This window comes from Pseudostreptobacillus sp. (assembly GCF_977040545.1).
In genome coordinates, this window is sequence record NZ_CDRRBS010000018.1 from 1 (window position 1) to 15,869 (window position 15,869).

Consider the following 15,869-nt stretch of genomic DNA (forward strand, 5'->3'; position numbering starts at 1 on the left):
GCTGCTCTACTCCGCGATATTTAAATGGTGCCTCGGGCCGGACTCGAACCGGCACGGGATTGCTCCCACAGGATTTTAAGTCCTGTGTGTCTACCATTTCACCACCAAGGCTCACTTATCGTGACAAAAATTATTATATATCAAATAAACTTTTTTGTCAAGTTTTTTAATATTTTTTTCAAAAAAATATAAATAGTCTATAATAAATCTTAATTCTATATAGACTATTCATTATAAAACGATTACTATTTAACCAACATATTTTCTCTTCCATGAATTATTATAGTTACAGTATCATAATAAGGTGTACTCAACCCATATTCCTTACCTTTTTTAGATACATATCCATTTAAATAATCTATTTCTGTCTTTCTATGATTTTGAATCAAATATTGATGCATAGATGGGTAATGAAATCTACCTTTAAATTCATCCGTTGTATACCACATAACAAAATCGGTCATTTTTTTCTTATCAATTTCAACTCCTTCTTTTTTTGCAACATCTGAAAATTCTGATATTATACCTTCTATCATACTTTTAATATTATCAACCTTAGATAAATCGTTCATATTACAGTCAAGTATAGTACAAACACTATTCATAGTGCCATTTATACAAGCTTTACGCCATATAGAATACATTATATCTTCAGAATATACACAAGGCAATCCACAAATATCTAAATTTTTAGCAAATTCTCTTACAAATTCTTCTCCCTCTTCAGATATATTTTGAATTTCTGTCATACCATAACTTGAAACAGAAAATCTACCTGCTCCATGCATACCAGCAGTTAATACTGTTACTCCCATTATTATTTTATCTTCTTTTACATATTTTTTCAATGTATCTATATGCCCCAATCCATTTAAAAGACATAAGACATATGTATTTTCACTTAATAAATGTTTAACAGAATCTAACATTTGTGGAAGTTGCATAGATTTTGTAAAAACAATTAACAAATCTGCTCTTCCATTATATTCTTCCGGTCTATACGCTTTAATATTATATACTTCGTCATCACCTAAATTATTTAATTTAACTCCATTTTTATTAATTTCATCTATATTATCTTGCCACATATCTAAAAGCACAACTTCATTTTTCTTACTTAACATAGAAGCATAAGTTGATCCCATTGCTCCTGCTCCTGCTATAACTATATTCATTTTATCTCCAAATTAAAAGAACATATAACGAGATCATATATGTTCTTAGTTTTTTATTTATTCAATCTTTTTTCTTCTATTCTGCCTTCAATATGTTTAATTTTGTTTAACAATTCTTCATCTCTAGAATCTATCTCATAGGCTGCTCTAAACTCTTTTAAAGCTTTCTCATGTCTACCCATATGTTCATATTTTCTACCAAAATCTATATGTGCACCATACATATCAAAATCTAAAAATATAGCCAACTCATAACAATCAAGTGCTTCCTTTATCATTCCTTTTCTTGAATACACATTCCCTAATAAGAATAATAAAAACGGTTCTTTTTCACTTAAATAAATAGCATTTTTAAGTCTTTCTTCAGCCTCATCTAAATTAGAATTTTCATAATATAGATAACCTAAATAGCCTTCTACTTCATGATCATTAGGTAGATATTCTGATAATTTTTCATATAATTCTATAGCTTTATCATTCTCAAAATAAGCTTGATAAATTCTAGCAAGCTGTTCCATAGAATCTACATCTTTAGGGTTTTTAGAAATTTTTTCTTTTAATTCTTCCTTATATTTTTCAATATTTCCATTATATCTAAACTCTCTAAAAATCAATGTTGATAACATAAATACCTATCCTTTCCATCTCAACTTTCTAAATAAATTCTATCATATTTAAAATAATTTTACAAGTTAAAGAAAATTTTACCAACTGTGGCCTCCACCTCCAGAAAATCCTCCACCTGATGATCCACCACTTGAAAATCCTCCACTAAAATTAGAATTCCCTCCAAAATTATTACTTGATTTATTTCCATATTGCATAATAGATTCATTAATGTTTCCATAATATATGCCTCTATTTAATAAATAGTAATAATATACATTATCATATATGTATTCTCTATCTAAACCATATATTTCTATACTCTTATTTAATAACTCTAAATACTTATTTTCTAATTCTAAAGCTACAGCAAAAGGTAAAATTTCATTAAAATAAGACACCAAATCTTCTACATTTAAAAATTCTTTAAATTTATTCGCTTCAACCTTAACTAAAAACTTTTCAAATCCCTTAATTTTAGCAAGTTCATCTTTATATCTATCTGTATATTTTCTTAAAGATAATAAATAAGAAGATGTAAGTAAAACAATTATCAAAGGAGATATTATTATTCCATCTAAAATTTGATTACCAAATATAGCTATAAATCCTATAACTAAAAAAATCAAAATAAAAATATATGGTAATATATACCTAGCATTAATATTTGAATAAAAATCAAGATACATAATATCTATCTCTTGATTTAAAGTAAACTCTATTTTTGAAAATGCTTTAGATTTTTTAAATATATCATTTTTAACTAAAATTAAATTCTTTATAGCTACCTTTTCATAATTACTAATTTCTAAATTTATATCATTAATTAAATCCATATCTAAATAATATTCTTTTTCTACATAATCATTAAATTGTTTTTTATTCTTTTCTATGGGTTTACCAACTTCTCTAACATATTCTTCATTATTATGTTTAGGATTTTTTTCTCTAAATTTTATTATCCCTTTTTGTATAAGCTGGAATAAAACTATCATAGAATACTTATTCTTATTTTTATTCATTAATTTTTTTGCTATTAATGGTGAAATATTAGGTGGCATATATTCTACAACTATACTTTTTAATTTATTATGTTTAATTCCATAAATAAATCTTAGTATAGAGAAAAATAAAGATATAGGTATAAGAATTAAAAGTAGTAATATAACAGGATAAGTCATAATTCTGTTATACCACATATCTATACTGCTATAAACAAAATCTGTTGAATTGATTATAAAAGACATACCTTCGCCAAGTGATATATTTTTAGTAGATGTTATTATATATACTCCATCACTTTTATCCAAACTATATTCCTTGTTAGTTTCACCTATGTTACCTGTATATACTTCAACATCTCCATTTATACCAGAAATTTTAACTCTATATTTTTCTATAGGTATTTCCCAATAATTACCTATTGCATTTATATATATCTGTTTAATATTTCCACTAGTTCTAATTAAATTATACATAGTATAACTAATAACATATGTATATTCTTCATTAGGTTTTAAAAATACATCTTCTTTACCTAATCTATTATACATAACATTATCTTCATTTTGAGAATAAAGTCCTGTTGGAGTACCGTTTAAATAAGTAGCCTTAAAGTTATATATACCTATTTTATTTTCAAATTTAATAACTGAAGCATTATCATATTTATACGGTATGTTTCTATAAATACCTCTTTTACCATATTCATCTGTTACATAGCTTATTCTCTCAATTACATCCACACTACCATTTTTATTAACTTTAAAATCAACATCAAAATTTGTTATTTTTTCATTAGAAAAAGATATTATATTTAATAGAAATATTAAAAATAAAACAAATATTTTTTTCATTTTAAAAACTCACCTTTGGTGCATTTTTAGCTTCTTCTTGTTCTTTAAATAATTCTGCACTTCTAAATTTGAAAATACCTGAGAATAAAACATTAGGGAACTGTCTAACAAATATATTTAACTCTCCTGCTGTTGCATTATAATATCTTCTTGCACCTTCAATTTCTTTTTCTAAACTCTTTAAAGAATTTTGAAGTTCTATAAAATTAGTATTTGCTTTTAAATCAGGATATGATTCACTCAGAGCCATTATTGATCTCAAAGTTTTTGTCAAACCATTTTCTAAACTTTGTATTTTTTCTACATTTTCAACATCACTCAAATCTAATTTAATCATTTGAGAACGAGCTAATATCACTTTTTCTAAAGTTTCTGATTCATGTTTTGCGTAACCTTTAACAGTTTCTACAAGATTAGGTATTAAATCTAATCTTTTTTGTAAAAATACTCCCAAATCACTAAATGATTTCTTATTTTCCACATCTAAAACAACATACTTATTATATATTCTACCAATAATAAGAAATAACACCACAACTATTCCTAATATAACCAATAAAATAAACATTTCATAACCTCCTATTTTATACTTTCAATAAAATCTAATATTTCTTCTCTACCTGTGTTTTTAAGTGAAGAATGAAAAAATACATCTTCATTATCAAAAACTAATTTCTTTTTTATTTCCTTTAATTGTATAAATTTTTCATTATTAGATAACTTATCTGATTTTGTAAATATTATATAATACTCTATATCATAATGTTCTAAATATTTCAACATTCCCATATCTTCTCCACTTGGAACTCTCCTAATATCCAAAAGAACAAAAACAATTTTTTTCCTATCTGATTTAAGATATTCTTCTATAAGATTTCCCCAATTCTTTTTAATATTAGCAGGAACTTTTGCAAATCCATATCCAGGAAGATCAACAAAATATCTATCATTATTTATAGTAAAAAAATTAATTAATTGCGTTCTACCTGGCGTTTTACTTGTTCTTGCCAAATTTTTCCTTTTAACCAATGAATTTATTAAAGAAGACTTACCAACATTAGACCTTCCAACAAATGCCATTTCTACTTTATCATATTTTTCTGGATAATCTAATTCTTTCACACAACTTCTCGTATACTCTGCACTTTTAATTTCCATTATTTTACTCCTTTATTTTCTCTAAAATTTTATCTATATTAAATTTAAGTTTTTCTAATGTCTCCATATTTTCTATTACATAATCTGCTCTCTCTCTTTTATATTCTATATCCATTTGTGACTCTATTCTTTTAATCGCATCATCTTCACTTAAATTATTTCTTTTCATTATTCTTGAAATCTGAACATCTCTACTTGCGTATACTACAACTATCTTATCAAACATATATTCAAGTTTTAGTTCATATAAAAGAGGTATATCTGCAAAAACATATTTTTTATTAGATTTTTTTATCCTTATATCTATTTCTTCTATTATACTTTTATGCATAAATTCATTCAATTTTTCAAGACTTTCCTTATTTGAAAAAACAATTTTACCTATTTCTTTTCTATTTATTGTGTTAAACTCCCTGTAAAGAAAATTTTTAACTTCATTTTTCTCATATATATAATGAGTGATAATATCGGCATCTATATATTCAGCTAAATCACCAATTTTTTCTTGTATATATTTAAAAACTTCAGATTTCCCTACACCTATAGAACCAGTAATACCTATAATCATAAGTCAACTCCTATAAATATACATAACCATTTACAATCTTCACTTGTATACTTAACTCTATGTACCGTATTTTTATTAATTAAAAAATTATCATCTTTTTTTAAAGTAATATCATTACCATTAATTTCAAGTATAGCCATACCTTCTAATAAATATACGATCTCATCTCTATAATCTGACATATATCCTGTAACATTTGAAAAAGAAGTTATTCTCTCTACTTTAATTTCCTTATTATACAATACTTCCAATTTTTCTCCAAATTCATTTAACATAAAGCACCTCACTTAAATTTATTATACAATATTTTTTTTACTAAATTCAACAATTTAAAGAAATATATAATATACTTTTCACAAACTTAAATATAGCTTAGATATATTGATTTTTTATCTTTTTTATTATATAATTTTATCAAACGAAAAAGAGGTGAAATTATGAAATCAATAAATAAAATAATGTTATTATCAGGAATTTTATTAAGTGTAAGTGCTTTTTCTTTCACTTTTCAAGATTATAAATTCCAAAGTCCTGCAGTTTTAACAACTATTCAAGAAAATGATAAATTTATTGTTAATTCTAGCAATGAAAAAATAAATAAAAAAATTAATGATAGAATTGCAAAAGAAATAAAACTTATTACTAAAGAAAATACTAACACTTATGTAAAAGTAATAACTAATAATTCTAAATTTTTATCTATAATTTTAGAAAATAAAGATTCCAAAGAAGTTCTTAAATATAAAGGGTTAGTATTTGAAGTTGAAACAGGTAATCTACTTAATTTAAGTGACATATTAGCACCTGGTTATGACTCTGCACTTAAAAATTTATTAAATAATAGAATTACTCAATTTGGTGTAACTCCTGTAAAAAACTTTAAAGAATTCAATTCAGTTAGTTCATTTTATTTAGAAGATGAAGCACTAGTTTTAATATTTGATAAAGGACGTGCAACTGATGATTTTGATGGTCATTTATTTATTCCTTTATTTCTACAAACAATTGCTGAAGTATTAAAATAGGAGCAAACATGAAAACAAAATGGTCTTTATTAGAAAAAAGAGCTAAAATAACACCTTTTGATATACCAGTGGACTATAATATAATAAATATACTAACTAATCGGGGTATTAAAAATAAAAAAGAAATTATAGAATTTTTAAATCCTAAAATTTCTAATTTAGAAAGTCCTCAAGGATTATACAACATTAATAAGGCTCTTGATATAATTATACAAGCAATAAAAAATAATAGTAAAATATGTATATATGGAGACTATGATGTAGATGGTATAACATCTACATCTATTTTGTATTTAGCACTAAAAAAATTAAATCATAACAATATTTTTTACTATATTCCCCTTAGAGATGAAGGGTATGGTTTAAATAAAAAAGCAATAGATGAAATTAAAAACTCTGATACGGACTTAATAATAACTGTAGATTGTGGAATTAATTCTTTTGAAGAAGTTGAATATATAAAAAAATTAAATATGAAGGTCATAATAACAGATCATCACGATATAGCTGGAAGACTTCCCATGGCACACGCATGTATAAATCCTAAAATAGAAGATAACACTTATTCTTTTCCTAGTCTTGCTGGAGTAGGAACAATATTTATGGTTATACTAGAGTTATATAAAAAACTATTAACTCCAGAAGAAGCATATGAATTTTTAGATTTAGTTGCTCTAGGTACTGTTGCTGATATTATGCCATTAATAAAAGAAAATAGAATCTTAGTTAAGTATGGTTTAGAAAAAATGAAAGAAACCAAAAATCTTGGTTTAAAATGTATATTAGAAAAGTTAGACCTTTATGGAAAAGATTTAACTCCGGGTAATATTTCTTTTAAAATAGCACCAATTTTTAATGCAGCAGGAAGACTATCCGATGCTAAAATTGTTGTAAAACTTTTAATATCAGATAACATTAATGAAATAAATACTTTAGTCGATAATTTAATATTCAATAATTCAAATAGAAAAAAAATACAGGATAGCATTATTGAAGAAGTTTTAAATAAAATAGAAGAAAATAAAGATTATGAAGAAGATATCCTTATAGCTCATTCTCCAGAATATCATCATGGTCTTATTGGTATAGTTGCAGCTAAAGTTGTTGAAACTTATTATAAACCCAGTATAATAATGGAAGAAAATTTAGATGAAGGTATAGCTGTTGGTTCTTGTAGATCTATTGAAGGTTTTAATATAACTCGTGCTTTATCTTATGTTTCTAAGTATTTAATAAAATTCGGAGGTCATGCAAACGCTGCAGGTTTCACATTAAAACTTGAACATCTAGATAATTTTAAAAGAGAAATTAAAAATTATGCAAAAAAACAATTAAAAGGTATTAGTCTTATTAAAAATATTAATATAGATATGAGAATACCGGCTCAAAAAATTTCATACGAATTTATACAAAGTCTAAATCTATTAAAACCCTTTGGATTTGGTAACCCTACACCAATTTTAATGACAAAAAACTGTATAATACATAATCCTTCAAGAATTGGTAATAATGGCGACCATCTAAAATTTGATATAGATCAAAAAGGATTTTCAGTTAAAGGTGCTGTTTGGTTTAATAATGGAAATAAATTTAACGAATTAAAAAATGAAAATATATTTTACGATTTAGTATTCAAACTTGAAACATCTATGTTTAATGATAGAATATATCCTAATATAATAATAGAAGATATGAAAATCTCTGATTTAGAAGATGATAGATTCCATTTTTATCATTCTATGTACTATACTTCTTTCCCAATGAAGTCACTATTCTACACTAATTTAGATATAGATAAAAACGACAAAATATATTTAAAAAGAAATTTTGATTCTTATTCAGTATTTAGAGGACAAAAATCAATAGCTAAGCTTGATAAAAATATTTCCAATTTACTTTATTGTTTAGAAAACTTTTATGAATATGATTTTGAAATAAAAATAGAAAATATACATACATTTCAAAATCACAAAATAGTTGATATACTTATAAAAAGAAAATATGAATTAGAAAATTTCACAAATAAAGATGCCGTACAATTTAGAAATATCAAAAAATTTCTTCTAGGCAATATTGAATATAACGAATTTACTAAAGAAGCTCTTTCTGTATTTTATAGAGAGAATAAATCAATAATAATTTCTAAAGTAAATATTAAAGGATATATTGAAGAAAAAGAAATAGCTATAAAAGAAGAATTTTATTATCCTTTACTTTTAACAATTGGTATGAAATACTTTTTTGAAAATAATAAAAAAATGACTTTTTATACTACAAATAAATTTTGTATTGAAAATATACAATTAAAACATTATTTTAATTTTAAAAATACAATAACAAAAGAAGATAATGAAGATATTTGTATATTTGATTTCCAAACTATAAAAAAAGTAAAATTTGAATTAAAATATAATAAATGTATTATTTTTTCTAGTAAAGACTATACAAAAGATAATTTTTATGTTATAAAAAAAGAGATACATTTACCTAAAAATGTAATAAAATTTGATAAAAATTTATTAAATAAAATAAATTATGACCTTTTATTCAGTAAATATTTACCCATTAAAAATAAATTAAATTTATTACAAGATATAAAAAACGGAAAAGTAATATATGCTGATGAAAGTATACTTAACTATTATTAAGGAGGAAAAATGAAAGTAGGAATTTACTACGGAACTACAACTGGTACAACTGAGGATATAGCAAATAGAATAGCTACTCATTTTGATGATGTTGATGTCATAGAAATATCTCAAGGAATTGATAATTTTCTTGATTATGATTTATTAATATTAGGATCTCCAACATGGGGATTAGGTGACTTACAAGATGAATGGATGATATACATAGACGAAATAGAAGATATGGATTTAAGCAATAAATATGTTGCTCTATTCGGAACAGGAGATCAAGCTTCTTTTTCTGATTCTTTCATAGATGCTATTGAAATATTATATAACAAAGCAAAAAAAGCAAATGCTAAATTGATAGGATTTACAAGTACAGACGGATATAATTTTGACAAATCAACTGCTGTTAAAAATGGTCAATTTATATGTCTTGCTATAGATGAATTAAATCAACCAGAACTTTCAGATGAAAGAGTTGAAAATTGGTGTGACCAACTTAAAAAAGAAATAGGAATGTAAATAAAATGGACTAGTATAAACTAGTCCATAACTATTTTTCATATATATATTTATTATCTTCTTTTCTTTTAAACTGAAACCCATCAAAAGAAATTTTTTCAAAATCTGATATTTTTTGAATGTCATTTTCTATTAAATATGTTAAAAATTTACCTCTTGCCTTCTTTGAAATTGTTGAATGTATCTTTCCACTTTCAATAAATATAGGTTTAATAAATTTATCTCTAATATTTTTAGAAAATACTTCTTCAAATTCTGAAGAAAGTAAAGAAATTATAATATCATCTTTTGATTGTACAAATCCATCATATTCTTTAATCCAAATCTGTTTTAAAGATTTATTATTAATTTTAATATTTTGCATAAAATCTAATCTATATTCATTTATAGCATCATAGGAATTAACAATACCATAAAGACTTGTGCATATATATACATTTTTTTCTATATATTCTTTTTCTTTATTTAATAAATTTTCTCGTTTAATATTTCTATACATTAAACCATCAAATAATTCTATAGCTCTATATTTTTTTGCTTTATTTTCATAGATATTCTTAAATCTATTAAGCTCTTTAAAAGAATTCTCTAAACTTATTTTAAATATTTTTGAAATTTCTTCAGCAGTTAAATTAGAAAAATATTTTACTATTTCAGTTGTTTTAGGATCTAAAGAAATCGAATCAATTTCCTGCCTACATTTCATTTGCTTAGCACTAGGTAAAAGTACTATCATTTACATTCCTCCTTAATACATCTATATACCCTATAACCTGAATGTATACCTAGAGTTACGCAATTTCCAAATATCTCTTTTAATTTTTTCTCAGTACTTTTAGCTCCATGTTTAGTTTGTATAACACAATAAAAATATCCGTTATCATTCAAATGTTGATATGAATTTTCATATATATTAAATATAGTTTCTTTTCCTGTTCTTATAGGAGGATTTGACATTATTATATCAAATACTTCTTCTATATTTTCAAATGAATTAGATTTAATTAATTTTACATTATTAATAGCATATTTTTCTACATTTAATTTTGATATTTCTAAGGCCCTATCATTTACATCGCTCATTATATATTTACAATTAGGATAAAAATTAGATACTATAACACTAACTGCACCATACCCACAACCTATATCCAAAAAATTAAAGTTCTTTTTACAATTATCTTTCAAAAATTCTTTAAGCATTACTTCGGTACCAAAATCTAATTTATTCTTGGAAAATACGCCTATATCTGTTGTAAAAACATATTCTTTACCTTCAAAATCAATATATATATTCTGCCTTTTTGATTTTAATTCAGAATTATCAGTATAGTAATGATTCATATAAATATCTCTCCTCCCCATCTCTATACTCATCCTTCAATTTTTCTTTAATTTTAAAATTAAATTTAGAATATAATTTTTGAGCAATAATATTATCAATTCCTACCGTCAACTGAACTTTTTTTATTTTATATTTTTTAAGTTCATCTAATACATAAGTAAGTAATTTATTAGCCATACCTTTATTTTGGTAGGATGCATTAGTACAAACTCCATAAATATATGCAAGTTCTCTATCAAATGAAGCCATAACTTCTACTACTGTCACTATATCTACTCCATTTAAAATCACATAAACTTGTCCATACTTTGCCATAGGTTTTATATTATAATTTCCGATAGATGCATCTCCAAATAATAAATTTTCCATTTCTACTATTTTATAAAGAATATCTTCATCTAAAATAGGATCTAATTTTTTAATTTCTAGCATTTTCTTCTACCATTTTAATAAAATATTTATGAACACTCAAGTCATTAGTTAATTCAGGATGATATGATGTAGCTAACATATTTTTTTGTCTAACTGCAACAATATTCTCATTTACAATAGATAATATATCTACTCCCTCTTTTACTTCACTAACAAAAGGAGCACGTATAAATACCATTTCTACATCTCCTATTCCTTCAAATTTATCTTTTGTTGCAAAACTCCCTAACTGTCTACCATAAGCATTTCTTTTAACTGTAATATCCATACATGAAAAATGGCGTCTTTCATCATTATCTATTTCTTTAGCTAAAAGTATCATTCCAGCACACGTTCCGAATACCGGTAATCCATTTTTTATCTTTTCTCTTAAAGGATCAAAAAGTCCTAAATCTCTTAATAATTTACCCATAACAGAACTTTCTCCCCCAGGTAAAATTAAGCCGTCAAAATCTTGTTCTATATCTTTTAACTGTCTTATTTCAAATGAATCAATCCCAAGTTTATCAAGCATAGCTTTATGTTCTATAAACGCACCTTGTAAAGCTAAAATACCAATTTTCATTACTTACCTCTTTCAGCCATCAACAATTCTATTTCATTTTCATTTATTCCTACCATCGCTTCACCTAAATTCATAGAAACTTCTGCTAAAACACTAGGGTCATTATAATTAGTAACTGCTTTAACTATAGCCTTTGCTCTTTTTTCAGGATCACCAGACTTAAATATACCAGAACCCACAAATACTCCTTCTGCTCCAAGTTGCATCATAAGAGCAGCATCTGCTGGAGTAGCAACTCCTCCTGCTGCAAAATTTACAACTGGAAGTTTACCATTTTCATGTACATAAAGAACTAATTCATATGGAACTTGTAACTCTTTTGCTACGTTATATAATTCATCCTCTGTCATTGAAGTAATTCTTCTAATATCTTCCATCATTTTTCTCATATGTCTTACAGCTTGAACTATATCTCCAGTTCCTGGTTCACCCTTAGTTCTTATCATAGCTGCACCTTCATTTATTCTTCTTAAAGCTTCACCTAAATCTTTAGCTCCACAAACAAAAGGAACATTAAATTTTCTTTTATTAATATGTAATTTATCATCAGCTGGACTTAACACTTCTGATTCATCAATATAGTCTATTTCTATTGCTTCTAATATTTGTGCTTCAACAAAATGACCAATTCTTGCTTTAGCCATTACAGGAATACTTACAACATCTTGTATACTTTTAATCATAGCAGGATCACTCATTCTTGAAACACCACCAACAGCTCTGATATCTGCAGGTATTCTTTCAAGAGCCATAACAGCTGCAGCTCCTGCTCTTTCAGCTATTATTGCTTGTTCTGGAGTAGATACATCCATTATTACTCCACCTTTTAACATTTGCGCTAAATTTTTATTTAATTCATATCTTTTTTCCATATTATTTCCCTTTCAACAATCAATTTATTTTTAGTTTACTATATATTTACTTCAATGTCAATAAATCAATAATAGGCTTATTAAATTGTATTTTCAACTTAAATATGATAAAATATTTAAAATGAAAGGAGCTAAAATGAAGCATATTTTAAAATTAATCAAAAATTTTCTACTGTATACATTAAAAAAAGTTTATTCTTTTTTTATATACATAACACTTACATTTATTACTTTATCTATAATAGCTGGAGTATTTATAGCAAGTAATATGAATGAGAGTAATACGCCGTCAAAATATTCTAATTTAATAATATCTGATATAGATATTCCTCAAGAAGATAAGTTTTATAATTCTTTAGACTATATTGAAGGTAAAAAAATAACTTTCTCTGAAATATATAAGGCAATTAATTTTGCAATTAATGACGATAATATTTCTACTGTTTTCATTAATCTTGATACGACTACTTTTTCAACTCCACAAATTGAAGAAATTACACCACTATTTAATAAACTAAAAGAAAAAAATAAAAAAATTGTAGCTTATGGTGAAAATTTAGATAATTCTTCATATCAAATTGGATTATTAGCTAATGAAATCGTTGTCCCAAAAACAGAAAATACTGATATTCATCTTGGAGGTTATTCTATTTCTAATATGTATTTCAAAAATATTCTTGATAAATTTGGTATTAAATTTGAAGTTATACATGTTGGTTCTCATAAATCTTATGGTGAAGAATATTATAGAGAAAATATAAGTAAAGAACAAAAAGAAACACTTACAAGAATTTATGATAAAAAATTAGAAGAATATATTTCAAATATATCTAAAGTTAGAAAAATAGATAAAGAAACTGTAAGAAATAAATTATTAAACGGTGAATATGCCCTAATTAGCCCTAAAACTGCTCGTGATTTATCTTTAGTAGACTCTTTAGAAGATTATTCTGACTTATCTCTTAATTTAAATATTACAGATGATAATTCTATAACTATACAAGACTATATTTCAAAAGTTTCTGAAAATAATAATTCAGAAAATAATATAGCTGTAATTTATCTTGATGGTGATATTGATTCTGTATCTTCTACTTATGGAAATACTAATATTACAAGTGAAAACTTTAAAGTTAAATTAGATAAAGCTCTTGAAATTAATAATCTTAAAGGTATAGTTATTAGAATAAATTCGGGTGGTGGATCAGCACTAGAATCTAAAAAAATATATGACATGATAATGGAACTTAAAGTCCCTGTATATGTATCTATAGGTAATATAGCTGCAAGTGGAGGTTACTACATTTCAAGTGCTGCAGATAAAATATTTATAGAAAATTTCGGTCTAACAGGTTCTATTGGAGTTGTTTCTATGTTACCTAAATATGTTGGTACATTAAATAAATTAAATATTAATGTTAATCATATTACTCGTGGTAAATACCTAAATATATCTGATCCCAGTGTCGAACTAACTAACGAAGATAGAATAGCATATATGAATAGGTTAGAAGCTGTTTATAATGAATTTAAAAATGATATTCTAGTTAAAAGAACAGGTCTAAATCCTAATTCACTTGAAAATATTGCTCAAGGTAAAGTTTGGTTAGGACTAGAAGCTAAAGAATTAAAACTTGTTGATGAAATAGGTGGACTATATGATACTATTGATAGTTTGCAAAATAGTTTACAATTAGATAATAAATATTCTATTGTAGATATTTATTCAACTCAAGAATACAATAATTTAACTGATATATTAAAAAGTAATATAGGGTTATTAAAATTTAAAAACAAAATTAATTTTGATTTTTTAGAAAATAAAGTTCAATTTATAATAAATCAAAATTCTAAACCTATGTTTTATGAATTTATCCAAAACTTAGAAAATTAAGGGCTTATTGCCCTTTTCTTATTAAAATGTTAACATTTTAATAATTTTTAAAAACTTTTTATTGTTTTTTTAATTTTTATATGCTATACTTATAGTAAAGTTTCAGGATAAGGAGTGATAAAAAGATGAATATACTGTACTATACTTGGAACGACTCCAAGTATGCTGATGAATTAAAGAAAATTGGAATTAATGTTAATGTAACAAATGACTCAGAATTAGTTATATCTGAATTAAAACAAAATAATTACACTATTTTAATAATTGATACTATAAGTGTAATTAATTACAAAAATCTGTTTCAACATATTTACGATAAAGATATAACTATTATTCCTATAGCCATAACTGAACCTAATAATAATTTTATACTAGGTGATGCTATGACTCTTGGGCTAGTTGACTATATATACGATACTTTAACCCCTACTCAATTTATAAACAAAATAAAAGGAATACGTTACCTTATTTCTAAAGAAAAAAATGATTCACCTAATGTTCTTTTAAAAATTAAAGATTTAACATATAACACTAGTACAAGAGAAGCTAAACGTGGAAATGAAGAATTTAGTCTAACTTTAAAAGAAGGTAAATTACTTGAAATGTTAATTGCAAACAAAAATAACGTCGTTTCTAGAGAAGAAATATTTGAAAAAATATGGGAAAAGGATAATGTACAAGATAAAAATATTGGAGATGTCTATATAACTTTTTTAAGAAGAAAATTAGATAATAAATTTGAAGATAAATTGATAAAAACTGTAAGAAATGTTGGATACATGATTAAAGAATAGAATATAGTATATATTGAGGTGATAAATTTGACAAAATACTTAAAATATATATTTTTAATATTAATAGTATCTATATCTTTTACATTTTATATATACTATATATCAAAAGATGTAAAAATTGAAATTATTAATAATAACATATATAAAAATAAAATAATAGAAGATGTAATAGAATCTTTTAATCTTAAATTTAATAATTCTAAATTTGAATTAAGTGAATTTGAGAATAATGAAGTTAATTCTATAATATATTTCACATCACAAATATATAATTTTGACGAAGCCTATTTCATTATTGAATATAAGAATTTTGAAATAAATAAAATTAATTTTTATTTTAATAATATAAAAATTTTATGAATCTATTATATTATTTCCCCTATACTACCTTTAAACATATTATACACCTCTTACAGTTTTTCTG

18 protein-coding genes and 1 tRNA gene are annotated in these 15,869 nt (G+C 24.4%); 6 read left to right on the forward strand and 13 right to left on the reverse strand.

Going from position 1 to position 15,869, the window contains the following annotated elements; all coding sequences use genetic code 11:
• Window positions 1-25: 25 nt before the first annotated feature.
• The 8 genes from ACWYO2_RS01935 to ACWYO2_RS01970 all read right to left on the reverse strand — a co-directional run bounded on the left by ACWYO2_RS01935 (window position 26) and on the right by ACWYO2_RS01970 (window position 5,638).
• A tRNA-Leu gene (locus ACWYO2_RS01935) sits at window positions 26-111 on the reverse strand.
• Between the two features lie 134 nt (window positions 112-245).
• Window positions 246-1,175 (reverse strand): ketopantoate reductase family protein, encoded by a 930-nt coding sequence (locus ACWYO2_RS01940; RefSeq protein WP_455514810.1) that lies wholly within the window; start codon window positions 1,173-1,175, stop codon window positions 246-248.
• A gap of 53 nt (window positions 1,176-1,228) precedes the next feature.
• Complete coding sequence (locus tag ACWYO2_RS01945) at window positions 1,229-1,801, reverse strand: tetratricopeptide repeat protein (protein ID WP_455514811.1); 573 nt, start codon at window positions 1,799-1,801, stop codon at window positions 1,229-1,231.
• Window positions 1,802-1,879: 78 nt separating this feature from the next.
• Window positions 1,880-3,637, reverse strand: a complete 1,758-nt coding sequence (locus tag ACWYO2_RS01950; protein ID WP_455514812.1) for a DUF2207 domain-containing protein — start codon at window positions 3,635-3,637, stop codon at window positions 1,880-1,882.
• A gap of 1 nt (window position 3,638) precedes the next feature.
• Window positions 3,639-4,205, reverse strand: coding sequence for a LemA family protein (locus ACWYO2_RS01955; RefSeq protein WP_455514813.1), 567 nt, complete (start codon window positions 4,203-4,205; stop codon window positions 3,639-3,641).
• A gap of 11 nt (window positions 4,206-4,216) precedes the next feature.
• Window positions 4,217-4,795: a ribosome biogenesis GTP-binding protein YihA/YsxC gene (gene yihA / locus ACWYO2_RS01960; protein ID WP_455514814.1), complete on the reverse strand. Its 579-nt coding sequence runs from the start codon at window positions 4,793-4,795 to the stop codon at window positions 4,217-4,219.
• A 4-nt stretch (window positions 4,796-4,799) separates the two neighbouring features.
• Window positions 4,800-5,363, reverse strand: coding sequence for a dephospho-CoA kinase (gene coaE, locus ACWYO2_RS01965; RefSeq protein WP_455514815.1), 564 nt, complete (start codon window positions 5,361-5,363; stop codon window positions 4,800-4,802).
• Entirely contained in the window at window positions 5,360-5,638 is a 279-nt protein-coding gene (locus ACWYO2_RS01970) for a cupin domain-containing protein (RefSeq protein WP_455514816.1), read from the reverse strand. The genes coaE and ACWYO2_RS01970 overlap by 4 nt, the downstream gene beginning before the upstream one ends.
• Before the next feature lie 162 nt (window positions 5,639-5,800).
• Here ACWYO2_RS01970 and ACWYO2_RS01975 point away from each other — a divergent pair, with 162 nt between their 5' ends.
• Genes ACWYO2_RS01975 through ACWYO2_RS01985 form a run of 3 tightly spaced genes read left to right on the forward strand, consistent with a single transcriptional unit; the run spans window position 5,801 to window position 9,543 of the window.
• Window positions 5,801-6,388, forward strand: coding sequence for a hypothetical protein (locus ACWYO2_RS01975; RefSeq protein WP_455514817.1), 588 nt, complete (start codon window positions 5,801-5,803; stop codon window positions 6,386-6,388).
• Between the two features lie 8 nt (window positions 6,389-6,396).
• The gene (recJ, locus tag ACWYO2_RS01980) at window positions 6,397-9,036 is read left to right on the forward strand and encodes a single-stranded-DNA-specific exonuclease RecJ (protein WP_455514818.1); all 2,640 of its coding nucleotides are present in this window, start codon (window positions 6,397-6,399) and stop codon (window positions 9,034-9,036) included.
• Window positions 9,037-9,045: 9 nt separating this feature from the next.
• Window positions 9,046-9,543: a flavodoxin gene (locus tag ACWYO2_RS01985; protein WP_455514819.1), complete on the forward strand. Its 498-nt coding sequence runs from the start codon at window positions 9,046-9,048 to the stop codon at window positions 9,541-9,543.
• Between the two features lie 31 nt (window positions 9,544-9,574).
• On the opposite strand, the gene yaaA is transcribed toward ACWYO2_RS01985, so the two are convergent.
• From yaaA to pdxS, 5 genes are read right to left on the reverse strand one after another with little or no spacing between them, the layout of a single operon-like run.
• The gene (gene yaaA, locus ACWYO2_RS01990) at window positions 9,575-10,279 is read right to left on the reverse strand and encodes a peroxide stress protein YaaA (protein WP_455514820.1); all 705 of its coding nucleotides are present in this window, start codon (window positions 10,277-10,279) and stop codon (window positions 9,575-9,577) included.
• Window positions 10,276-10,887 carry a class I SAM-dependent methyltransferase gene (locus ACWYO2_RS01995; RefSeq protein ID WP_455514821.1) on the reverse strand — a complete coding sequence of 204 codons (612 nt, stop codon included), beginning with the start codon at window positions 10,885-10,887 and terminating at the stop codon, window positions 10,276-10,278. Before ACWYO2_RS01995 ends, yaaA begins: the two co-directional genes overlap by 4 nt.
• A complete protein-coding gene (locus ACWYO2_RS02000; RefSeq protein WP_455514822.1) occupies window positions 10,868-11,320 on the reverse strand; it encodes a GNAT family N-acetyltransferase in 453 nt (150 codons plus the stop codon). Before ACWYO2_RS02000 ends, ACWYO2_RS01995 begins: the two co-directional genes overlap by 20 nt.
• Window positions 11,307-11,885 (reverse strand): pyridoxal 5'-phosphate synthase glutaminase subunit PdxT, encoded by a 579-nt coding sequence (gene pdxT, locus ACWYO2_RS02005; RefSeq protein WP_455514823.1) that lies wholly within the window; start codon window positions 11,883-11,885, stop codon window positions 11,307-11,309. The genes ACWYO2_RS02000 and pdxT overlap by 14 nt, the downstream gene beginning before the upstream one ends.
• The gene (gene pdxS, locus ACWYO2_RS02010) at window positions 11,885-12,757 is read right to left on the reverse strand and encodes a pyridoxal 5'-phosphate synthase lyase subunit PdxS (RefSeq protein ID WP_455514824.1); all 873 of its coding nucleotides are present in this window, start codon (window positions 12,755-12,757) and stop codon (window positions 11,885-11,887) included. The genes pdxT and pdxS overlap by 1 nt, the downstream gene beginning before the upstream one ends.
• A gap of 136 nt (window positions 12,758-12,893) precedes the next feature.
• On the opposite strand from pdxS, the gene sppA reads away from it, so the two are divergent.
• The 3 genes from sppA (at window position 12,894) to ACWYO2_RS02025 (ending at window position 15,805) form a co-directional block, all read left to right on the forward strand.
• Complete coding sequence (gene sppA, locus ACWYO2_RS02015) at window positions 12,894-14,651, forward strand: signal peptide peptidase SppA (RefSeq protein ID WP_455514825.1); 1,758 nt, start codon at window positions 12,894-12,896, stop codon at window positions 14,649-14,651.
• A gap of 125 nt (window positions 14,652-14,776) precedes the next feature.
• On the forward strand, window positions 14,777-15,445 hold the full coding sequence (locus tag ACWYO2_RS02020) for a winged helix-turn-helix transcriptional regulator (RefSeq protein ID WP_455514826.1): 669 nt from the start codon (window positions 14,777-14,779) through the stop codon (window positions 15,443-15,445).
• A gap of 27 nt (window positions 15,446-15,472) precedes the next feature.
• The gene (locus ACWYO2_RS02025) at window positions 15,473-15,805 is read left to right on the forward strand and encodes a hypothetical protein (protein ID WP_455514827.1); all 333 of its coding nucleotides are present in this window, start codon (window positions 15,473-15,475) and stop codon (window positions 15,803-15,805) included.
• The last annotated feature ends 64 nt before the right edge of the window (window positions 15,806-15,869 follow it).